9 protein-coding genes and 3 tRNA genes are annotated in these 23844 nt (G+C 53.2%); 11 read left to right on the top strand and 1 reads right to left on the bottom strand.

All coding sequences use genetic code 11. The annotated features are described in order from the left end of the window. Positions 1–2: 2 nt before the first annotated feature. The 11 genes from J9253_RS09940 to J9253_RS09890 all read left to right on the top strand — a co-directional run bounded on the left by J9253_RS09940 (position 3) and on the right by J9253_RS09890 (position 11123). Positions 3–1196: a Wadjet anti-phage system protein JetD domain-containing protein gene (locus tag J9253_RS09940; protein WP_210224418.1), complete on the top strand. Its 1194-nt coding sequence runs from the start codon at positions 3–5 to the stop codon at positions 1194–1196. A 23-nt stretch (positions 1197–1219) separates the two neighbouring features. Beyond that, positions 1220–5380: a DEAD/DEAH box helicase gene (locus J9253_RS09935; protein WP_210224417.1), complete on the top strand. Its 4161-nt coding sequence runs from the start codon at positions 1220–1222 to the stop codon at positions 5378–5380. A 60-nt stretch (positions 5381–5440) separates the two neighbouring features. Further along, a complete protein-coding gene (locus tag J9253_RS09930) occupies positions 5441–5695 on the top strand; it encodes a hypothetical protein (RefSeq protein ID WP_210224416.1) in 255 nt (84 codons plus the stop codon). Next, the gene (locus J9253_RS09925; RefSeq protein ID WP_210224415.1) at positions 5692–6135 is read left to right on the top strand and encodes a hypothetical protein; all 444 of its coding nucleotides are present in this window, start codon (positions 5692–5694) and stop codon (positions 6133–6135) included. Before J9253_RS09930 ends, J9253_RS09925 begins: the two co-directional genes overlap by 4 nt. 50 nt (positions 6136–6185) lie before the next feature. Continuing rightward, on the top strand, positions 6186–6965 hold the full coding sequence (locus tag J9253_RS09920) for a 3'-5' exonuclease (RefSeq protein ID WP_028488206.1): 780 nt from the start codon (positions 6186–6188) through the stop codon (positions 6963–6965). Beyond that, positions 6962–8311, top strand: a complete 1350-nt coding sequence (gene rlmD / locus J9253_RS09915; protein WP_210224414.1) for a 23S rRNA (uracil(1939)-C(5))-methyltransferase RlmD — start codon at positions 6962–6964, stop codon at positions 8309–8311. Before J9253_RS09920 ends, rlmD begins: the two co-directional genes overlap by 4 nt. 10 nt (positions 8312–8321) lie before the next feature. After that, positions 8322–10331 (top strand): NAD-dependent DNA ligase LigA, encoded by a 2010-nt coding sequence (gene ligA / locus J9253_RS09910; RefSeq protein WP_210224413.1) that lies wholly within the window; start codon positions 8322–8324, stop codon positions 10329–10331. 73 nt (positions 10332–10404) lie between these two features. Beyond that, positions 10405–10479: transfer RNA gene (locus J9253_RS09905), tRNA-Gly, on the top strand. A 51-nt stretch (positions 10480–10530) separates the two neighbouring features. Then, a tRNA-Gly gene (locus J9253_RS09900) sits at positions 10531–10605 on the top strand. 36 nt (positions 10606–10641) lie between these two features. Beyond that, a tRNA-Cys gene (locus J9253_RS09895) sits at positions 10642–10715 on the top strand. A gap of 204 nt (positions 10716–10919) precedes the next feature. After that, a complete protein-coding gene (locus J9253_RS09890) occupies positions 10920–11123 on the top strand; it encodes a hypothetical protein (RefSeq protein ID WP_210224412.1) in 204 nt (67 codons plus the stop codon). Positions 11124–11819: 696 nt separating this feature from the next. On the opposite strand, the gene J9253_RS21230 is transcribed toward J9253_RS09890, so the two are convergent. After that, positions 11820–23729: an SdrD B-like domain-containing protein gene (locus J9253_RS21230; RefSeq protein WP_210224411.1), complete on the bottom strand. Its 11910-nt coding sequence runs from the start codon at positions 23727–23729 to the stop codon at positions 11820–11822. Positions 23730–23844: the final 115 nt, after the last annotated feature.

Here is a 23844-nt window from a genome sequence, read left to right as displayed (position 1 = left end):
ACATGATCACCCCCGCTGACATCCGTACCAAAGCCCAAAAACTCTGGGACAGCGGGCGCGTGTTGCAGGATGCTTGGGAAAACGGCGACCTGTTCCCGTGGGAAATCCCCTTCCGCAAACCCAATGCTTCCGCACAAATGGAACAGTTTGCTCAGGTACGTGATTGGATGCTTACCCTGAAACAAGCCAGCCGCGAGGTGAAATGCTACGGTTTCCGCATCGGCTACCGCGAAGTGCAGCACCGCCAGCTTGGCACGCAATTGTTGCCGCATACCATTAGCTTTGATACCCGCGATGACTTGCTGCGCTTTATCCAGAAAAAACAGTTATTCCCCGCCTTGTATCAAACTGGACTTGAAACGCTGGTGGAGTTTCCAGCACTGCGGGCATGGCTGCTGAAATACCCGGTCAAGCTGATGGAGCAGCAGCCGGTCTGGCCTGCGCTGCTGGCGGTATGCCGCTATTTTCTGCACCATCCGCAACCCGGACGTTACCTGCGCGAACTCGATATTCCCGGCGTGGACAGCAAGTTTATCGGCCAGAACAAGGCGATCCTGAGCGAATTGCTGGATGTGGTATTGCCGGAAACGGCACTTGACCCGGACAGCACCGGCCTGCGCCAGCACGGTTTCGAGCGCCGTTACGGGCTGAAATACGAAGAGCCATTACTGCGCCTGCGCTTGCTGGATGCTGCACTCAGCCCGGTGGCGGGCATCACGGATATGAGTTTGCCGGTGTCGCAATTGGCGCAATGGGAAATCCCGTGCCAGCGGGTGTTCGTGACCGAAAACAAGACCAATGGCCTGAGTTTTCCCGATATGCCGGGCAGTATCGTGATGTTCGGTCTGGGCTACGGCATAGATACACTGGCGGAAATCCCGTGGTTGCACACCCGACAGATCGTGTACTGGGGTGATCTCGATACCCACGGTTTTTCGATTCTGTCGCGGATGCGGCGTTATTTTCCGCAGACCCAATCCTTGTTGATGGATACGCCAACCTTGCAGCAATACGCGCATTTATGCGTCGAAGAGCCGGAAAATGCCCGCTGTGCTGATATACTCCAACACCTACAGCCCGCAGAACTGGCACTGTACCAACAGTTGCAACAAACCCACCAACGGCTGGAACAAGAACGTTTGCCCATGACGACTGTGCAACAATCCTTAGCCACTTTTACCCAAATTGAACCATGACCGCTGTATTTGACGAAAAAAAATTGAAAAAATTTCTCGAACTACCCGACAGTACTCAGCACCTGCTGGAATTCATGTCGATTATCTACGCCCCAATATCTGCCGCGCAGTTATCGAAGCTCTCTCCAGTGGCGATGGATGTCAAAGTATTACGTCGTTTGCTGGATGAACTGGTGCGTCTCGATTTCTTGAAAATCGTCAGCAATAATTATGCTTGCGTTGAAACCCTCTGTGATGCACTGACCCAGCGTAGTTTACGTGCAGGGCGTTTCGCTGCCTTGGCAGAAGTGGTGAATATTCACCTCAGCCCGGAGCAGCCGGAAAGGTATTTTGGGCAGAAAATATGGGTGGATGCTGCTCAAGCCTTGCGTGATTTGCGTTTGCAAGCATTGTTGGGCAATGGCAGAACTTTGGCGGTAGTGCTGGAACACGCTAACCGGCAATGCGCCAACAGCCCGAAGTTCCAGCCACACCCGTGGTTCACCTTGTGGGGAAAACCGCTTGACCCGGAATGGATGCCCTTTATTCCTGAAACCATTTTCTTACAATTTATCGCCCCGATTTATCTAAAAATAGCGGACAAGGACAGTGAGAATGCTAGCCCGTTATGGGCGCATTGCCAGCAACTACTGCAAGCGGAGCAGATGGATACCGCCGCGCTCTGGACAGTGTTTGGTGGCACGTATTACTGGCAACTGTTCCAGCGTCAACAATGGGAAAGCCCCTTGGTTGCTGAACCCTCAGCCGATGCCGGGGTGCGTTTGGAATACTGGCATGTATTCGCCAGCGCCCGTGCGTTTTCCCAAGGCAAGCGTGATGAATGTATTGCCATTTATCAGGCGGGTTTGAAGCTGACGCGTAAACGCCAAGGCAGCCGTAAAGCCCGGTTTGGCACACCGCTGGAAACATTCTACGTTATCGCCTTACTACTGGACGGTACGGAAAAATCCCTGAAAGAAGCTGCCGCCTATTTCAAGGAATTTTCGTCAAATTTTGCCTACAACTTACTGGAACGTTTTTACACTTTGCGTCAAGCAGGGAATGTACCCCCAGTACTCGGAGCGGCGCGTGCGTATCAACTTTCCCCGCTAACTTTTTTGATCGCGCTAGTGGTTAGGCATTGGGTCGAGCAAGTGGCACCCGTTGAGTGGTTGGATGATGCCGTAAAAATCCATCAGCAAATGGACACGATCGGCTATACGTGGCTGGCAAACGAATACGCCGCCGTATTGGCGCAATGCCTGCCCGCCAAAGACAAGCGTAAGCCACGGTATGTTGACTTGTCCGCCGCCGCCCATGCCAAAGCAGGTACGCAAGCCCTGATTAGCCTCTACCAGCCGCAAGCCGCATGGGAGCGCAGTTTACAAGCGCTGCAACGCATCGGCACAGCAAGCGCCAGCAAAAACACTACCGTCAAAGTCGGTGTAGAGCGGGTACTGTGGGCATTGGGTAAACACAAGCACCCCACTCAAGAAATCACCTATTCGATTACGCCCATGCTTCAAAAAGCCACCAAAACGGGCTGGTCAGGGGGGCGCAATATCGCCATGAAACGCTTGGCAACTGAGCCAGAAACCGTTTCGGCGTTATCAGAGGAAGACCGCCGTATTTGCCGAGAGATTACCAATGACTACTACGGCTACTACGCACAGAGTTATGAACTGAATATCAACGACGTGTGGGCGCACTTGATTGGGCATCCGCGCGTTTTTTGGATGGATGCGCTCAATTCCCCGCTCGACATCCAGCAGGGTAGGGAAGAACTGCTGATCCTCAAGGAAGGTGGAAAATTGCGCATCAAGCTGTTCCCCGAACTGCCTAATGGCAGCGGGACTCACAAACCTGACAGCTATTTCGCGGTGGAAGAAACCACCCTGCAACTCAAACTCTACAAACTCACTGCCAGTGTATTGCAACTACACGGCATCCTCGGCAAAGACGGCTTGCTCGTTCCCATCGAGGCTGAAGCCAGTGTGCGCCAAACCTTGACCGCGCTTGCTCCGCTGATCACCATCCAGTCCGATATTGCCGGTATGGACAACGCCGAAACTGTCGCAGCCGATCCGCGTTTGCACATCCATTTATTGCCGTGGGGCGATGGTTTGCGGATGCTGATGCGCGTGCAACCCTTCGGCGACACCGGCCCTATTTTCCCGCCGGGTAGCGGGCGCAGTAATGCCATGACCGAAGTCGACCGCAAGCTGCTCAAAACCACCCGCAACCTCAAGCAAGAGCGTAAACAGGCGGATAGTTTGCTGCAAGATTGCCCCGCTTTGGCAATGTGGGAAGACCCCAGCGACGACTTAATGCTGGACGACCCCGAACAATGCCTCGAAGCCCTGCAACAACTCCACGCCCTCGGTGACAAGGTAACACTGGCTTGGCCGGAAGGCGAAAAGCTGCGCATCACCCAGCAAGTCAGCGGCAACAACCTCTCGCTCAAGATCAAACAGTCCGGCGACTGGTTTGACATTGACGGCAAGCTATACGTGGATGAAAACCTCGTCCTGACCCTGCGCCAATTGCTTGATCTTAGCCAAGCCGCGACTGGTCGCTTCGTGCAACTCGCCGATGGGCAATTCCTCACCCTGACACGCCAATTCCAGAAAAAGCTCGATACTTTACGCGCCTATGCCGAAACCGCTGGCAAAAATGGGCTGAAAGTCGGCGCACTCGCAGGTATGGCGCTGGAAGATTTCATCGACGAAGCCGGGAAACTGGAAGCCGATAAGCATTGGAAAGCGCAAGTCATCAAGTTGAAAAACGTCCGTGAAAGCCAGCCTGTTGTTCCCACCAACTTGCAGGCGGAATTGCGTGATTACCAGACTGACGGTTTCCGCTGGATGATGCGTTTGGCGGAATGGGGCGTGGGCGGTTGTCTGGCAGACGACATGGGGCTGGGCAAAACCGTGCAGACGCTGGGTTTGCTGCTGGCGCGTGCCGACAAGGGCGCGGCCTTGGTGGTTGCCCCGGTGTCGGTGTGCAACAACTGGTTCAGTGAATGCCAACGCTTTGCCCCCAGCTTGCGCCCGGTGTTTTATCGCGGCAAAGACCGCCAAGCGATGCTGGATGATTTGCAACCGCACGATTTGCTGATTGCCAGCTACGGTTTGTTGCAGCAAGATGCGGAAGCGTTCCAGAGAATCCGTTGGACAACCATCGTGCTGGACGAAGCGCAAGCGATCAAGAATGCCAACACCAAGCGTACTCAGGCCGCTTACCAGTTGCAGGGTGATTTCCGCCTTGTCACCACGGGTACGCCAATTGAAAACCATCTGGGTGAATTGTGGAGTTTGTTCCGTTTCCTCAATCCGGGGCTGTTGTTCTCGCAGCAAAAGTTCGGCGAACGCTTCCAGACCCCGATTGAACGTGACCACGACGACAAGAGCCGCCATGCCCTGAAAAAACTGGTGCAACCTTTCATGTTGCGGCGTACCAAAAATCAGGTGTTGCAAGAATTGCCACCGCGTACCGAGATCACTTTATCGGTGAGCTTGAGTGATGCGGAAATGGCGCTGTATGAAGCCTTGCGCCAGCAAGCGTTGGAACGCCTTACCGAAGAAACGGCTGATGGTGACAACAAGCATCTGCAAGTGTTGGCGGAAATTACTCGCCTGCGCCTTGCCGCTTGCCACCCGCAATTGGCGATGCCGGGCAGCGCCTTGCCGTCCAGCAAATTGCAGGCATTCGGCGAACTGGTGCTGGAATTGCGCGAAAACCAGCACAAGGCGCTGGTGTTCAGCCAGTTCGTCAAACACTTAACGCTGTTGCGCGAATGGTTGGATGGGCAGGGCATCCACTACCAATACCTGGATGGTTCGACCCCGATGGAGCAACGCAAGGAACGGGTGGATGCTTTCCAGCGTGGTGAGGGCGACATTTTCCTCATCAGCCTTAAAGCGGGCGGTTTTGGGCTGAACCTGACGGCGGCGGATTATGTCATTCACATGGATCCGTGGTGGAATCCGGCGGTGGAAGACCAAGCCTCTGACCGGGCGCACCGCATTGGGCAGCAACGCCCCGTGACGGTCTATCGGCTGGTGGCGGAAAATACCATTGAAGAAAAAATTGTTAAACTGCACGCCCTTAAGCGCGATTTAGCAGACAGTTTGCTGGAAGGCAGCGATGCCAGCGGGAAGCTGTCGGCGAAGGATATGCTGGAAATGATCCGGGGTGGAGTTTGAAACAGTGTAACCATTTCTTTGGTAAAACCCTATCCCTAATTCAACCCTGTCGGAGATACCATGAAAGTTGAAGAGCAATATCAGGACGTACTGCAAAATATCGAATTTGCTATCGTTTCCGTCTATAAAGAAAATTCCGTTTTGTCTGACTATGCCGTCATGTGTGCTTTGGAAGCACTGACAGAACGCTATACGGCCGAAAATCTTGGTCGTCAGCCCCGCAAATCCTCATTGTCTGGGCTAGAACCGCTAGTGTTCGAGCGCATGAAATCCATGTGTGAGGCGCGGCAGTCAGGAGTGAAAGGGAAACCATGACAAACCCGAATACCGATTTCTCAACAATCAAACCGATTCACTTTGCCAAGACCCGTAAGGATAAGACCAAGTTCAACTGGTTTGCCTTTGAACTGGCCAGTGAAATTGATGTGGCCGTACCCAATAAACTCAAAAAGTACTTGTCAAAGCATGGCTATACACAAGCAAGTTTCAATCAATCCTGTATCAGGCTGGCAACCCTATTGCAAAGCACGGTGTTGAAAAAGCTAAACGGACAAATACCGGATATGGAAATCAGCCATGCCCATGTGGAAGCTGCCTTTCCGAACCTGAATGACAAAACGCTTAATGAACTGCTGGATTGTACGGGTAATGCATGGGGGCGTTTGTTGGATGGGTGTGTAAACTGCCCCTCTGCCTGCGTATCTAACCGAAAGGACTATGCTCCGATGTTTGATGATGAGACATTTTCAGCATGACCAATGCCGTACCAAAACTCGGTTTTAGCCTGCCGCTATAAAGGATAATCATGAACACCTTAGTTTTCGACATCGAAACCATCCCCGACATTGAAGGCGGGCGCAAACTTTATGACCTTGGCGATTTGGATGCTGACGGCATTGCTAAAGCCATGTACCACCTGCGTTTCCAAAAAAATGGCACAGAATTTTTGGCGCATCACCTGCACAAAATCGTGGCGATTTCCGTCACGTTTCGTGGCAAAGGCGATGACTTCAAAGTTTGGACGCTAGGAGATGAATCTGCCGATGAAAAAGAAATCCTGCAACGTTTCTTCGACGGCATCGACCGCTACACGCCCACCATCGTGTCGTGGAACGGCAGTGGTTTCGACCTGCCGGTGATCCATTACCGCGCCATGAAACACAAAATCTGCGCCCCGCGTTACTGGGACATGGGCGAAGACGACAGCAGCTTCAAGTGGAACAATTACATCAGCCGCTACCACACGCGCCACACCGACCTGATGGATTTGCTGGCACTCTACAGCGGACGTGCCAACGCTCCACTGGATGAACTCGCGACCCTGTTCGGTTTCCCCGGCAAAATGGGCATGAGCGGCGCAAAAGTCTGGGATGCCTATCAGGAAGGCAAACTCGCCGACATCCGTAACTACTGCGAAACGGACGTGTTGAATACTTGGCTGGTGTACCTACGCTTCCAACTGCTGCGCGGACACATCCTCATCGACAAATACAACAGCGAATGCGAACTGGTGCGCAAACACCTGCAAGCGTCTGGCAAGGAACATTTACAAGCGTTTGAAGCCGCATGGGAGGCGGGTGCATGAGCCGACACAGAAACAGAAAACCCAAGGGTATTCAAAACAGCCCGCTGATTGAAACTACCATTGAATCGCTAACCCTTGAAGGCCAAGGTGTTACTCACATTGAGGGTAAAACCGTGTTCATCGACGGCGCATTGCCGGGTGAAACCGTCGCCTTCCGTTACACCTCGCACAAGCCCAAGCACGACATCGGCAAGGTTGAAACCATCCTCAGCCCTTCGCCGGATCGGGTTGAACCGCGTTGCGAACATTTCGGCGTATGTGGCGCGTGTAGCTGGCAACACATCTCCCTCGAAGCGCAAATCCGCTACAAACAACGTGCCATGCTCGACAACCTCAAGCACATTGGCAAAGCCGAGCCAGAAACCGTGTTTGCGCCACTCACCGCTGAGGGTTGGGCATACCGCCGCAAAGCCCGTCTCGGTGCAAAGTGGGTACGCAAAAAAGACAAGGCGCTGGTCGGCTTTCGCGAAAAAGAAGGTGGCTTTCTCGCCGAACTCAATCGCTGCGAAATCCTGCATCCCAGCCTTGGTGAACACTTGCTCGACTTTCAAGCACTGATTGCCAGTCTGGATGCCCGCGAATCTCTCCCGCAAATCGAAGTGGCGGTGGGGGATGGCGACAATGCCACCGCGCTGATTTTCCGTCACATGGAAGAGCTTTCTGAAGGCGATACTGAAAAGTTGTTAGCGTTTGGCAAGCAATTTAATTATCAGATCTATTTGCAGCCGAAAGGCCCAGAAACTGTCCATTGTATCTGGCCGGAAAACCCGGCGTTGTATTACGAACACCCGCAATTCAACACCAAAGTGGGCTTCATGCCGCTGGATTTCATTCAGGTCAACCAGCCGCTGAACCGCAAGATGGTAGCGCGTGCGTTGGAATTGCTTGCGCCTGAACCAACGGACACTGTGCTGGATTTATTCTGCGGCTTAGGCAACTTCACCCTGCCATTGGCGCGAGTCGCTGCTCAGGTCATCGGCGTGGAAGGCGAACAGACGATGGTGGAACGCGCCCGTGCTGCGGCTCACGCCAATGGCATCATGAATACCGATTACCACGTTTGTAACCTGATGGGCGACAACTTGCAGCATGAGCCGTGGTTGAAGAAAAATCGCTACGACAAGATTTTGCTTGACCCGCCACGCGCGGGTGCGAAAGAAATCATTGCCCATTTCGGCAAGCTCAACGCGGGGCGGATTGTGTATGTGTCGTGTGACCCGGCAACGCTGGCGCGGGATACTTACGAATTGGTGCATGAGCATGGCTATCGCTTGGTGGGGGCAGGGGTGATGGATATGTTCCCGCATACCTCGCATGTGGAGTCCATCGCGGTGTTTGAAAAATAAGAGAAATAATATGCAAGCCATTGAGATACAGCTTGAAACCCTACGGGAACAACTGCGTTATCACAACCATCGCTACTATGTGATGGATGACCCGGTTATTCCTGATGTGGAATATGATCGTCTGTTCCGCGAATTACAGGTGCTCGAAGCTGAGCACCCAGAACGGGTGACCCCCGATTCCCCAACCCAGCGTGTTGGGGGCGCAGCGTTAAGTGAATTCGGCGAAGTCAAACACGCTATTCCGATGTTGTCGCTGGGCAACGTGTTCAGCGAGACGGAATTACTGGCGTTCGATAAACGTATCCACGACCGTCTGAAATCGGCTGCGGAAATCGAATTCGTTGCCGAACCCAAGCTCGATGGCCTTGCGATCAGCATTCGCTACGAACACGGTGTGTTCACGCAGGCCGCCACTCGTGGTGATGGCGAAACGGGTGAAGATGTTACCCACAATGTGCGTACCATTGCCTCGGTTCCGCTGCGGCTGATGGGTGAAGGTTGGCCTGATGTGCTGGAAGTACGTGGCGAAATTTACATGCCCAAAGCCGGGTTTGAAGCCTTTAATGCCAAAATGCGGGCGCTGGGTGAGAAAACTTTTGTTAACCCGCGCAACGCGGCAGCGGGTAGTTTGCGCCAGCTTGATCCGCGTTTGACGGCAAAGCGCCCGCTGGATATTTTCTGCTATGCCGTTGGGTTGGTGGAAGGTGGAGCAGTGCCCGATACCCATTACGCGATTCTGCAACAATTCCGTACATGGGGTTTGCGGGTGTGCCCTGATATTCGCATTGTGCAGGGGGCGCAAGGTTGTCTGGAATACTTCGGTGAGATCGGCGCAAGGCGTAACAGTTTGCCGTATGACATTGACGGTGTGGTTTACAAGGTCAATGCCATCACGCTTCAGCAGGAACTCGGTTTCATTAGCCGCGCCCCGCGTTGGGCGATGGCGCACAAGTTTCCCGCTCAGGAGGAAGTGACTGTGCTGGAAGGCATTGAGTTTCAGGTCGGGCGTACTGGCGCACTCACGCCGGTTGCTCGCCTCAAACCCGTGTTCGTTGGCGGTGTGACCGTCAGCAATGCCACCTTGCACAATATGGACGAAATCGAACGCAAGGATGTGCGTATCGGTGACTCGGTGATCGTGCGCAGGGCAGGGGACGTGATTCCCGAAGTGGCCAGTGTCATCCTCGAACGCCGCCCGGAAGGTGCTGTACCGATTGTGATGCCTGTCCATTGCCCGGTGTGCGGTTCGGAGGTGAAGCGCTCGGAAGGTGAAGCAGTTGCGCGTTGCACAGGCGGTTTGTATTGCCCCGCGCAAGTCAAAGAGGCGATCAAACACTTCGCTTCACGCAAAGCCCTGAATATCGATGGCTTGGGTGACAAAATGGTGGAGCAACTGTTTGATGCAGGTTTGATCCGTCATGTGGATGACCTCTATAGCCTGGATGTTGCAGCCGTGGCAGGTTTGGAGCGCATGGGCAAGAAGTCTGCCGAAAACCTCATTGCCGCGCTGGAAAGCAGCAAATCCACCACGCTGGAACGCTTTATTTACGGGCTAGGCATCCGCAACGCAGGCGAGGGAACGGCTAAAGGGCTTTCGCGCCATTTCGGTTCCTTGGAAGCGATACAGGCTGCTAGCGAAGAAACCTTGAAGCTGGTTCCCGATATTGGTGTGATTGTTGCGGCGAATGTCGCCCAGTTCTTCAGCGAAGCCCACAACCGCGACACGATCCAGCATTTGCGGGATTTGGGTGTCCATTGGCCTGATTACGAAGCTAAACCGCCAGAGGCTTTACCCTTGGCTGGCAAGACTTACGTCATTACGGGCACGCTCAGCCGTTCCCGCGATGACATCAAGGCCGATCTGGAAGCGCTGGGGGCGAAAGTCTCCAACAGTGTTTCGAAAAAGACCACGGCGCTGATTGCGGGGGAAAGTGCGGGCTCCAAGCTCGATAAAGCTCAAAGTTTGGGAGTGGATGTGCTGGATGAGGCCGCTTTGTCGGTCTTATTGAGCCACTTATGACATAGTGCTTAAAAAAAACCATTTCATTAGTTGACAGTACAGGCTGCACTATTTATTATTCGCAGCCTGTTCAGCGGGAATAGCTCAGTGGTAGAGCACAACCTTGCCAAGGTTGGGGTCGCGAGTTCGAGCCTCGTTTCCCGCTCCAAATTCAAAAAAAGTACGCATACCATTCGTACTTTTTGTAACAAGTCAATATGCGGGAATAGCTCAGTGGTAGAGCACAACCTTGCCAAGGTTGGGGTCGCGAGTTCGAGCCTCGTTTCCCGCTCCAATTTCTCATCTGTACCGTGGTCTTACCCACAATAAAGGCTGAATAGCATAGTGGTAATGCACCGGATTGCAAATCCGAGTACCTCAGTTCGATTCTGAGTTCAGCCTCCAGCACCCTGTCTCACAGCCCTTATCCCAAGCTGTTTCTTCAGTGAATAATATTCCCCAATTTGTGTGCAAACGACCATAACTTAGTAACTTCTCATTACCCACGGGTAAGTAAAGAAAAACCTCCTACACTCACTGCTATGACAGACTCCCCCCGTCCACCGTTGCCCGCTATCCCTCCCGAAGCCCTTTGAAGATTACGTTGGGGTGAAAAGGCTGGAGGAGTGCGGCGAAAAGAAATGGCGCAAAGCCGTCTTCGATGTCATCGAGCGTTTACAAACCGCACTGGAATCGACTGACGTGGTGGTCGGCGGTGGCAATACCAAGTTGCTGGAAAATTTCTCTGCTGGTACGCGGCACGGCGATGATATGGCGGCGTTTGCGGGTGGGTTCCGCTTGTGGACACCATAATACAGGGTCTGTTTAAAAGACGGTCAATTTCGCCCTTGTTTTAGGGGGTAATAAGGTGTAAAGCTTATTAATAACGTCGGTATTTTGCTGAAACAGGTGAGGAGGGTGTGATGATTCGTTTACTAGTAACAACACTGCTGGTTAGCACATTAGTTGGCTGCGTTGATGCGCCTCCGGTACGGACATACGGGGAGCCAGCCGCGAGATACGTGCCGCCGCCGGGTGTCAGGTATGTAAACCCAGCCTATGCTTCTCCGGGAGCCGGGTATGTTTGGTCATATGACCAGCAGCGACGGATTTGGGGATGGAAACATCCGCAACGTGGTTGGGATAAAAACACTACCACAAGGTACGATCGGGATCGTAATCGGGACACTAACAGGATAGACCGGACAGGCCCGCGCTATCCGCAGCGTTACCCGTACTGACAGCTACCGTGTACAAAGTATCAGGTGATACCGTAGCCTTGCAGGCGGAACCTGATACTTTGCACGTCATTCGTCATTTATTTGCCAGAAGATAGTAACCCAGAATCACAGGCTGATGTTTGGTCTGCTTTTTTGCATAATAGACCTCATGGTTTTGGGTGGTGATATTGGGTCGATATAACTTGATAATAGTCAACATTGCTTTAAAGCACAAAGGGCGGTTCGTTGATCAACGAACCGCCCCTTTTCTTTGGGTGCTTACGGTGGCTTACAAACCGCCGCGCACAATGTAGTTGGCGGCGAACCCGGTATTGAGTGGGTGCAGGATAATGTTACCCACCAGCAAGCTGGTGTCGTTACCGGGGCCGGTGAACAGGGTTTTGCCATCCATATTCAGGTCTGTTGCTAGATAACCGGACAGGATATGGTTGGTATTGCCTTGTACGTTATCCATGCTGCTGATGACACCACTCAACAGGCTGGTGACGTCATTGCCTGGACCGTTAGCGGTCAGGGTATTGCTGGCATTGATGTCGCCTGCCCACATCATCGCGAGTTTCCCGCTGATGAAGCGTGACTCTTCTCCTTTGACAGCGGTTGAGCTGGCAGCAAAGTTGACCAGTTTCACGGTGTTATCCAGACTGACCGGGCTGGCGCTGATGACAGCAAGGTGGTTGCGGTGGCGCACACTGACGTAGTAATTACCTGCCTTGACCTTGGCAAAGTGCAGGGTCGAAGCGCCTGTCTGGGAATCGACCAGATTACCATTACGTTGCAACATGACGGCACGGCTGGCAACTACACTGCTGGGGCTGCTGCGCAATTCAACCAGTACCCAGTCAACCACCGCATTACTGCCGGTGGCTTCCTGAAGCAGGGTGCTGAGCGTTTCTGCCCCGGTATACTTGAATGGGGCAGTGGCATACGGTTGCTTGTTTGGCAACAGACCTTGTTTGTTGAGGGCGTCTGACATGAGCGTGTTATTGTTGTCATACGCGCCTTGTAACAAGGCTTTGACATTGACCAGCACCCCGTCATCGGCAGTGTTATTGATAACCGTGACGTTGAACAGCTTGCTGTTGCTTAGACCACCTTGGTCGCTCACAGTGACTTCCACTGCGTAGAGGTTGTCGCGGTTAGTGTCCATCGGTGCATCATAATCAGGGACTGCCCTGAAGTGCAGAATGCCGGTGGTCGCAGCAAGCTCGAACTGACTGGCATCAGCACCGCCGCTGATACTGTAAGACAGTGTGTCGCCTGCATCCGGGTCTTGTGCCCTGACGGTGAGGACATCCACGCTGGTGTCTTCCGTGACAGAGGTGTCTGCTGCGGAGGTAATGACCGGGGCTTCGTTGGTATCCATGACCCGCACGCTCAGGTCGCGCACGTATTTCTTGCCCGTCACGGTTGTGCCGGTTACTTGGAAGTCATAGGTATTATCCTTGCCATTATCTATCGGCAGCTCATAGTTGCCCGGCGCTGGTAATTGCCCCGGCGTGATAATCGCGCGGGTTTCAATATTGGCACTGGCTGACTTGGTAACCACGACATTATTGGAGATGAACTTTATCGCTGCACACGGTAGGGTAGAGGTTGCTGTGGGGTTTTCAATCGTAAACAGGCTGCCGTCTGCACCACCACTGATGACGTAGATAATCGGTGTTGCTGGTGAGGTGGAATAGTCAAAGGCTTCCAGAAACTTGATGACAGTACTTGGGTTGTTTTCATCTATCACCATGTCTGAGCCTGTATCCGCAGTGAGGCTGTCACACACTTGTGTGGTAATGCCATCGCGGATACCCGAAAACTCGGAAGTTGCACCGAAACTGGTGGCGCCGGTCTTCTGGGTCAGGGTGGTGGAAATGAACGTGCCTTTTACCACGGTCATATTGGCATTAAACGTGCCTTTGATATTGTGCGATCCGGGGACTACACCATTCAGGTCTTTATAGCCAAGAAACACTTGGCCTTCACCGTTGCCGGAGGGGTCTTTGGCGGTACTGGCAAAGAATTCCAGACGGTAATCGCCTGCGGGGACATCCAGATCAAAGTCATAGGTGATGACCTTGGTGCCGTTTGCGCCGAACGAGCTGGTTTTGACTTCCGGGAAGTTGAGCAGGTTGTTTGGGCCGGTGTCTGTATCCCCGGGGTCGTTGGGGGTCACACCATTATCACCGAGGTCAATACCCAGCCCTGTATTGTTAAAGATGCTGTTGCCCAGCATAGCGTTGGCCTGCGAGGTTGCGCCCGTCACGGCAATACCGTCACCGGCGTTGTTGGCAATTATGTTACCTGCGCCGCTGGCAGTACCACCGATCAGATTATTGCTGGCTGCATTCAGTAGGATACCCGCACCCGTATTGGAACGAGCCGCATTAGCCGGGGTGACGCCTAGGTAGTTGGCTTGCAGGCTATTGTTACTGCTGCCATTCAGGTAGATGGCCGCGCCGCTGAACCCATTGATGGCGAGTTTGCGGATCGTGCTGCCACTACCACCTGTTTGCAGGGTAAGGCCATTGCTACCTGCACCTGCCGTGGTGCCTTTGAGTTCCAGAGTGGGATTATTATTGGAGCCTGCTGGCAGGGAACCATCCAGCACCAAGGGTGAGGTGATGGCTGGCAGTGCGCTTTGGAGAGGAATGCTCCAATAGCCTTTTGCCGTATTGTAGTTCGGGTCAGTGGTCGGCAATTCCAGAATGGCATTTTCTTTGCCAGCTACCCGCCCGGTTTGTGCAAGGGTGCTGTCATCGCCCAACAGGTTGGCATTCAGCAAGAACTGGCGTAGTGAACCTTGCCCACTGTCATTGGTGTTTACGACGGTGCTGAAATTGAAGCCGAAATCCACTTTGTTGGGGTTGGTGCTGCTTAGCGTAATCGGTTGGATAGCTTGTGCTGGCTTATTATTCAGCGTGCCACCACTGAAGGTAAATGTGCCAGTATTCAAGGTTGTTTCGCGGTCATTGACCGCAGCATCTATCGCACTGGGCTTGCGTCCACCCTTTTCCGTGGTCGTTGGGGTGATACCGTCGGTACGGTAGATCATGACGCCTACTTCCGTACCATTTGCGCCGCTACGGGTGGATTTTACCGTGTCGCTGACGGCGCGGACATAATAGTCCCCGGAGGTCAGCGCTGCAAAGGTATACGTGCCCGCCCCGTTGCTGGCATCTAAGTAACTGTTGGTACTTTCAATAAGCTTCCCGCTGTTGCTGTATAGCTCCAGTCTTGCACCATTGACACCTTTGGCACTCGCAGCACTGCTAAATGCACGGCTTGCACCACCCCCATAGTTCACGTCTTCAAACACTTTGCCCGTTACGCTTGAGCAAGTGTTGGTGTCTTCCAGCATCACTTTTTCAAACGCGTAGTCGTGCCCCTGTTTGCCTGCGACTTCGATACAGACACTTTGAACATTGGTGCGATTAAGGTTATTGATATTGGTGAAATTGGCCAAGGGGAAACGGAGATTGACCCAGCCATCGGTGGTTCCCAATTGTTGATAAGCAAGGCTAACCATGTCCTGGGTAAGGGAGGCGCTGTTGAAACCATCCGACAAGGTGATGGTCATTGGAATGTTGGCACGGGTGGCGGCATCCGGGTTGTGATGCTCATCTTCCGATACATTCAGCAGGATATTCTCGATCTGGCTTACGTTAACGTTTAACCCAGCGCCATTGGCGTTGTAACACAGCTTCATATTAGCGGCTGTGCCAGCATTGTTAGCAATATCCAGTAGCCCATAACCGTTAGTGGCTGTACCGCGTGGTGCAGGCCCAAAGGTCAGAGTGCGAGCTCCACCGATTAGCGTATCAACATTGGCATTCCATGTTTGGGTGACAGAGCCTTGGCTGCTGGAGGTGAGGTCAATAGTTTCCACGCTGGTGCTGTCAAAGTTATCCAGCACGCTGCAACCGAGAGACGGCGGTGGGGGTGGCGTGTACGTGTAATTAACACAGACGCCTGCCGATGCTTGTGTTCTTATCGTGAATAAAGCATTGCCGCCACCCCCGACGAGGCTCATGCTACCCTCTCCACTGCTGTAAGGCAGGGTGACGCTCTCCCCTGCGTTGGCTGCCACAAAATCAGCGGTAGGCGTGTAGTTGTTGGATACGGCACTGCCTTCGTAGCGCCATGCATCCAGGCTTTTCCCTGATGTGCCCACATAATCACTGACCCCATCAAAGGCGGGGATAGAAAATATCCCGGAATTGTAACTGTAATCCAGTGCTAAATTGGATGCATTCGGCAAGGTGAAACTGGCGGGCATCGTGGAGGTAATCTTGAAACTCGCCGCCGAGGTTGAGCGGTTCTCAAGCGCCCAAATTTGCTTGATGCCGGAATAGGCATTGACCTGCACCCCTGTGAGTGTCCCTAACGCGCCATCAAACTTCGGCACACTGAAATTATGGTCAACCTGTGTGGTGCTGAAAGGTATTGCCTGGCACTGGGTCACGACTAAGGCATTGGCAATCAGACCGGCATCCCACTGGGTTTGAGGGATGCCTGCCACGACAGTAATGTCCCCGGTGCGCCCTGTAGTGGGGTCTGCATCGCTGTTCAAGGCAGGGTCAGTTCCTGCGTCCTGTAGGGTAAATTGATACCCCGCAGGTTTCGTAAACTCAAGGTAGTAGGTACCTGCCGCCAACTCATTAGCGAAGAAGTAATTACCTGCGCTGTCCGTTAATTTTGCTCCCAGCAAACGGTTGTCACTTTTGCGGTAAAGCTTGACCGTCACACCTTGTACGCCTGCCTCACCGGCATCTTGAATACCATTTTGGTTTGTATCCAACCATACCGTATCGCCGACCCGGCTGGGGGCGGTGATGGTGACTTTGTAGTCTTCCACTTCGCCATCAGTGGCTGCACCGTCGTAGCTCGTGCCACTGGCACTGCTCAGACGGAAGCGGGCATAGGTGTCACCGGGGATTGCATCCGCTGGAATATTCGCCAAGAGAGCGAGCGTCGTATAGACACTCGCAATGGTTTGGTCGGTAATGATGTGTTCGTTGGCATCGGCAAAATCCCCGTCATGATTGAAGTCAATCCAGCCATTGAGATAGGCCGTTGCCACGTTAGTTTGCGTTGTCCCGACCGCGATTAAGGCAGATTCACCGGGCAGGAGTGGTGTGATGAAATGCACTCCGTCCTCATCCGCACCATCGCCATCCGCCGCCGCAGTGGGTTGTCCATCGGTTTCGCCATCCACCGTTGCGCCTAAAGAGAAGTTGGCGACGATGGTGTGGCTTGCACCGTTATTGCTTTGCTGGGTGTGGTAACTATCTGGTGCATCGCCGTAGTCTGTTGCCGCTGTTGATGTAAACGACATAACAGGTGAAAACTCTGATGTACCCGATGTGGCAAGCGTCGCGGTTGTGGTCATCGCGTCACCCGTTACAAACCCGGCAGGCACAGGCAGGGTTACACTGAACGCTTTCATGCCAGTCTGGTTGTTGCCATCCGCATCGGTTGGCAGTGCGCAGTTACTGCTGTCGGTGTCGGCAGCACTGCCTTCCACGAAGCTGGCAAGGTAGGTCTGGCCTTCGCCGTAGTCTTTGGATTTGCTGAATTTATTTGCGCCGACAGTGGCCGCACCACCGGGGCTGACATCCGCCTCGAACAATTCCACCGTTGCCCCGGCAGGCGCACAGCCCTTCAGGGTCAGGTTGCCACTGGCAGAAGTGATTTGTGACAGGATCGGGAAGTTGAGTAGCTTATTCGGCCCGGTGTCTGCGTCATTCGCGTCGTTGAGTGTGACATCGTTATCGGTCAGGTCGATGCCCAGCCCCAGGTTGGCATAAATACTATTGCTTGAAATGAGTGCGGCCTCCTCGACGCCAACACCATTAAAGTTCCATACGGTGACACCATCACCGTAGTTGTAGGCAATCAGGTTGCCTCTAATGACGCTTAAACCAACCGGGCTGATCACGTTGACGCCATGCCCTGTGTTGCCAATATTTTTGGCCGTAGCGGTTGGGTCAGTGCCGATGTAGTTGGCTTCAATCAGGTTGTTTTTCGAGTTAACCAGCTTGATGCCCGCATTGTCGAAGCGATTGATGGCGAGGTATTTGATGGTACTGCCATTGGTCGCGCCATTCAGGCGCAGGCCATTCGCCCAGGTACCGGCTGTACCGCTACCATTTAGTTCAATAACAGGCCGGTTGGCGAAGGCAAAGTTTGTCCGCGAAGGCTGAGTCGATCCATCCAGAATAATATCGTCACCCAAGGTCGGCAATTCGCTTTGTACCGCAATGCTCCAGTATTGATGGGTCGCATTGTAGTTAGGGTCACTGGTCGACAGTTCCAGGATGGCATTCTCTTTTGCTGCGGTACGCCCGGTTTGCGCGAGCGTGCTGTCGCTACCCAACAGGACGGCATTCAGGATGAACTGGCGCAAGGAACCTTGCCCGCTGTCATTGGTGTTAACGATAGTGTCGAAGTTAAAGCCGAAATTGGCTCCGCTGATCGCGCTGCCCGCTACCGTGATGGGCTGTACGGATTGTACCTGCCCGCCACCTGACAGCGTGAAGGTGGTCGTATTCAGTGTCTGGCTGGTGGTATTCGCAGTGCTATCCACACCGACAGGTTTACGCCCGCCCACTTCATTAGTAACAGCCGTTGTGCCATCAGTCCGGTAGATCTGGATACCACGTTCCGTGCCGTTGGAGCCGGTACGGGTGGATTTGACCGTATCGTTGACGACGCGCACATAGTAATTGCCACTGCTCAGTCCGTTGAGGGTATAAGTTCCATCGGCTGCCGTCGTGGTGCTGCTCAGGAAGTTACCTGTCGCATTATAAACTTCGACCCGTGCGCCATTTACTCCGGCTGTACCGAAGGCACGGCCTGCGCCACCGCCGTAGTTCACGTCTTCAAACACTTTGCCGGAAATGGTGCGGGCTGCTGTACAACTGGAGCCTGCTGCATACAGTGCGGGTATGATAATATCCTGACGGCTGGTACTGGTCAGGTTCCATAGCCAGTACATGTCCTGTACCGGGTATTGGGTCTCACCATTGGCACCGTTCACCCGGTCGGCAATTTTCCCCGCCAGGGCTTTCATCACAATGCGTTGTTCTGGCGTGTAGTTGCTGTTGGTATCCAGTCGTGCCGCGCTCATCGCGTTCAGATCTTCGTTGTATTCGATGTAATACCAACCCATGTAATGCAACAGGCTGCTTAAACCAAAATTTTGTCCAAAACCTTGGTTTACCGGGAAGGCACTGGCAGCGGTAAAGACAATATCAGGGTCGGTCAGGGCAGCGTAGCTGCGTGCGATCTTTTCCCGCTGAAGGGCTGTAAGACCCAATCTGTCCTGACTGTTGACGGAATAGTTGTCACCTGCGGCTGGGTCAGCATCATTCATTTCCGCACAGTAGCCGACAACACTTTGCCCGCCGAAATCGAAGCCGTGGGTTTTGTACAAGCGTTGCCCGTTGGAAACCCCGGTGCTACCCGCATCCAGACACCCGGAAACGGGAGTAACCACGAACCCAAAGTTGTTACCCGCAACCTGATTGCCCGCTGTAGGACTGCTGAGGGCGATTGTCCAGTAGCTACCGGAAACGGCGGCATCTGAGTCCAGCAAGGGGTCGGAGCCGCTGTGCAGGCTGGTGATTGCCCAGTAAGACAAGGGTGGATTAGCGTCAAGTGTGGCTATCCGTATCTGGTAATTGGTATACGCTTGTAACCCGTCTGCACTGGTGAATTGGTAGCTGCCATCAGCACCAGTTGTTTTAGTGGCAAGTACGCTGCTAGTCGCGGGGTTATACAGTTCTACCGTTGCACCTTCGATACCGGAGGTTGTGCCATCGTTCTGAAGGCCATCTTTGTTGCTATCGAGCCAGACTTTGCCACTCAATCCACTGGCTGCCGCCACTGGTTGATAGCCGAAATCCAGCCCGTGGTTATTTTGCCCGGCACTGCCGACCGTAAAGCTGATTTCAGCCGTTCCCGCATTGTTGGCGGCATCGGAGTCACGGATGTCGGTGTAACGGTTGTTGTCAGTTTTGCTATCTGCATTCTGCGTAGTCAGTGTATAACTGCTGAGACTGGTCTGACTGCCATTGACTTTTAACGTACAGCTTTCACCAGCATCCATAAACGTGGCATTCCCGCCAGTTTTGTTGGAGAAATAGTATTCCCCAGCAGTATTGGTCGTCGCAGTCGCAGTATCAGTACCGCAGGCCAGCGTGACCGTGACATTGTTGATACCGGCTTCGCCAGCATCCTGAATACCGTCCTTGTTGGTATCCAGCCACACGCGGTTGCCGACCTCGGTGGGGGCAGGGTCGCATAGCACTTCGATGTCGCCCATGCCTGCCGCTTTACCCATTAGGTTGGTTCCAAGGTAATAGCGGTCATTGGCTGCCCCGGTCTGATTGTTTAGCCACATGATCTCATTGGTGAGCCAAGCGCTATCATCATAGGTCGTGCTGACCACCTCGCCTGTACCGGGTACAAGCGCCAAACCACCTGTGGCAATTTCCCTGAGATCTCCAGCCAAGTTTGGATAAATACCATAATCTCCCCAGTAGTATTCATCCTGCATCTTGATATTGGCAGGAATGTCGGTTTTACAACCAGGTTCTGAATCACTTATGTACCCCGTGTCCGTTTTACATAAGCGGAGTATGTCACCGGTTAAATCCGGGTTACTGGTGCTGGTGTTCGTGCAACTGGGCACATTCTGGGCATTATCGCCATTTTGCATGGCGGCACGGTCGATGATGCCTACAATGATGGAGCCATCGGTATCGAACTCAAGGTTGCTGATGATGGGGGAATGTTGTGCACTGTTGGTGGGTGCTCCAGCCGCCACTGCTTCCGCAGCAGAAATCCAGCCCTTCCATGCGCCGACAGGGTTATTCAAATCAATCGGGTGGTTATAGCCAAGGGGTATATCCTTGACATAGCTGAAACCTGCCGCTGTATTGGCGGGGTCAAATTTCAGGACATAGCCTTTGAGGTTTGCCGTGACAGGGGCGCTGGAAGCATCACAGACACCGCCCACATAGACTTGCCCACGGTAATATTTGACAGCCCATGGGCGGAATGTCCCACTGGTACAGGTGTAGGGGGCTGGCAGGTTAATGGCATATCCACCAGCCACATCCGCCGCTACTGGGGGCGTAGTTGGGCTGATGTTGCGGATGCCATATAACTTTCTGTCATTCAAGTTGACCAGCCAAAGTGTGCGGCTGGTGTCATCGTAATCAATATCACCAATCCCCACTTTGCCGACGGCATCCCAAGCGGCAATATCATGCGATGGGGAGCTGGTGGTGGTGGCAAGCTTGTTACAAGTAGTACTGTCGCGGACATCATCCCCCGTTGGGATACCCAAGGTGCGGACATCAATATAGTTCGTTGCCCCGGTGGAGGCAGCAGCCGGGTTTGACATGTCAAGCTTGTAGATGCCCCCGGTACTTAGCGTGCCAAACCCGACAAACCGACGCATGACGGCGGCGGTGTAGAGTGTTTTGGTTGAGGCTTGGTAGGCCGTGCCCCAAGTTGCCCCGGTTTGGCCAATCGTGGTTTTTTGGGTGGGGTTAGACGTTCGGTTAGAGGCATCGCCCGTGGCGCTGTAAGGGAATGTGTAGATACCCGGCTTCGACCCCACCTTACTCGCACTGGAATCTCCGTAGGTGTAGGTTGGTACGGCAATGTGAGGGTTTGCTTGGCAATATTCCGCCGGACTTTGGACAGCAAAATGGTTGTCGCAGGAAGCGCTGACGGTGATAAAGCGCACGCTGGTGGCGGAGGTGGCGCTGTGTATGCCCGGTTCGGTATAGCTGGGCAGGTTGGTGAATTCCAAACGGTATTGGCTACCAACCGTCAATCCGGTTAGTTTGTAGACGCCATTATTAGCGGTGGTGGCCGTAGAAACTGCACTGTTGGTATTGCTGTAAGCAGTAACGGTCACGCCTCCCAGCCCCGTTTCCAACAAGTTTTGTGTGCCATCCCCGTCGTAGTCACGGAACACTGTTCCGCCAAAATCACCGTTGCTTGTGTTACAAGAGGTTGGTGGGTTAAATCCAAAGTTTTGGTTGGTAAGTGTGCCGCCTGCGGTAACGACTTTGCCACTGAGTGGATTCGTTGTGCCGATGGTTGCACCAGATGGCAGGTTGGTCTCCACCTGAATCCGGTAAGTCAGGCCGGAATCCAGCCCGCTGAAGCTATAGGAGCCATTAGCTGAGGTACTTGTTGTCGTGATAAGCGTGTCATCTGCTGTATCTGTGGGTGTGAATTTTTCATCATAAACAGAAACTGTAATGAAGCCGATGCCGGATTCTGTGCCGGAGTCATAGCTGCTGTTGCCGTTGCTGTCGGTGTAAACCGTGCCGCTGATAGCCCCGGTATTACACAGAGCTTCCGCGAGCACCACATCATCAACGATCAATTCGTTAGGGGATGTGCCATCTCTTGTACCGCCCGTGGTGCACCAGTCATCACTTTGGGGGTTGCACCAGTCGCCCGACACATGCCCATAATTGATGAAGGCAATGGTTGAAGTGGTCGACGTTGCCGTGAACTCAATCGCATAGTTCTGGGTGGATTCGCTACTGCCGGGAGCCTTGAAGTGGATGGAACCTCCGGGGGCGTCAACCCGCATAATACCTGGGCTGAAACTACCCTCTTCTGGTATGGCTTTAAAATACAGGCGGTATTTTTTCCCGACTACTGTAGGCACAGAGCGGGACAGCTTAACTGATTCCGGGCCATATTGATTTCCCTCGGCAGTCAGTTTGAAATCATCGGCTACATCCCTGAGGGCGATAGCCGTGATGGGGGTTGTTAAGTGCCCATTGGCATCAAAGGTAAAACCGTTATGGAAGTCGGGCGCAATCCCTCGTACCGCGCCATTACCAAAATACACGCCATGCTCCTGCGTGTCGCCAAGATATTTGATGTATGCATACGTTCCAGTGCCGCCACCAGAGCGTACCCAGTTACGAATTTCTTGGCTCCCCGGTTTATTGGCTCCCCAACTAAATCCGCCTATGTCGTTGAAGTCATCCGTCAATATGACTTGTTGGCAGGCCATCGGAATTGCACCATTCACGATGCTCAAACTGGCGCTGTCAGGCTGGATAGCTTGGTAAATGGCAATGGGGTAATCTTCCACCTCGCCATTACTGACCGAGCCCGTGGGCGTGCTAGTGGTGATGCTGCTATCGGTTGTCAGGCGTAGTCGGATGTAAGTCGTACCCAACTGAATGTCAACCGGAATACTGTTCCATGCCAGGTTAATGGTTGCTTCGTTAGAACCTGTTGGTACGCTGACGGAAGTACCTTCCCCTGCTTCAAATGTGCCATTCTTGTTAAAGTCTATCCAGCCGTACAATTTGCCAGCAGTACCACTGGTATTGGTCACGGTAATGGGGGTGCTGTAACTGGTGTCCGTCATTTTCAGGACAGGGAAACGGGCTGCCTCATAAGGGCCATTTGCTGAGTCTGTGTGGGGGGCGCTATCTTCTTCAAGGCCATCACCCAGCGCATTAAAACTGTTCTCACTGGTATTTTCGTAGTCGGGAGGTGTTGCACCCAGGTAGATATTCGTGGTTGACAGGGCATGGCGGGCATCCCCATAAGTTGCCGGGGCATCACCATGATCACCAAAGGTTGCCGTGGCGCAAACTTGTGAGTATGAAACGGCATCAACCCAAACACCACCTGCTTCACGGACGAAACGGATGTAACGTGCACTACCAGTTGGTATGGTTACGTTGATTTGCCCTAATATATCGGTAGTCCCTGTTCCCAATGTGCTGGTATTGCCAAAAGTACCTACAGAAGTATAGCTGCTATTATCGAGTGATGTTTCGATGCGTACCCGCCCCGTGCTGTTGTTTCTGGCCAAGGAAATATTGAGGGTTGAGCCAGCAGGAATAATGATGCCTAAATCCAATCCCAAGGTGTCACCTGCGGCCACCAGTGCTGAGTTGTTTGAGCTGGTCGTTGTGTTGATTGCGGAAGGTGCACCCAATGCTTGGGTTTCATAGTCAACGCCAATATCCTGAATGACATTAGTGGCATTGCCTGAATAGCTGGTGACGGTCATGCCGGTAGGGCAACTGGCAGCCTGAGTTGTACTGTTGACGATAAGTAGCAGTAAAACCAGCAGGATTTGCAAGGCAAAACCAACCGTTCCATTGGCAACGTGCGATTCAGGCATTGGGGTCTTCATTCTTATAATTCCGTTATCATTATGATTTTTCGGTTTTTTTCGTTCTTAATGCTGATTTTTTTGTTATTATATTTAATGAGTATATCAATTTAATAAATTTATT

Source organism: Thiothrix litoralis (assembly GCF_017901135.1).
GTDB lineage: Bacteria > Pseudomonadota > Gammaproteobacteria > Thiotrichales > Thiotrichaceae > Thiothrix > Thiothrix litoralis.
The sequence above is the reverse complement of the archived record's forward strand: the minus strand, read 5'-3'. Positions and strand labels throughout refer to the sequence as shown.

Coding starts and splice junctions, on each gene's coding strand:
- J9253_RS09930 (WP_210224416.1), top strand. CDS start 5,441: ATGAAAGTTGAAGAGCAATATCAGGACGTACTGCAAAATATCGAATTT.
- J9253_RS09940 (WP_210224418.1), top strand. CDS start 3: ATGATCACCCCCGCTGACATCCGTACCAAAGCCCAAAAACTCTGGGAC.
- J9253_RS09925 (WP_210224415.1), top strand. CDS start 5,692: ATGACAAACCCGAATACCGATTTCTCAACAATCAAACCGATTCACTTT.
- ligA (WP_210224413.1), top strand. CDS start 8,322: ATGCAAGCCATTGAGATACAGCTTGAAACCCTACGGGAACAACTGCGT.
- rlmD (WP_210224414.1), top strand. CDS start 6,962: ATGAGCCGACACAGAAACAGAAAACCCAAGGGTATTCAAAACAGCCCG.
- J9253_RS21230 (WP_210224411.1), bottom strand. CDS start 23,729: ATGCCTGAATCGCACGTTGCCAATGGAACGGTTGGTTTTGCCTTGCAA.
- J9253_RS09920 (WP_028488206.1), top strand. CDS start 6,186: ATGAACACCTTAGTTTTCGACATCGAAACCATCCCCGACATTGAAGGC.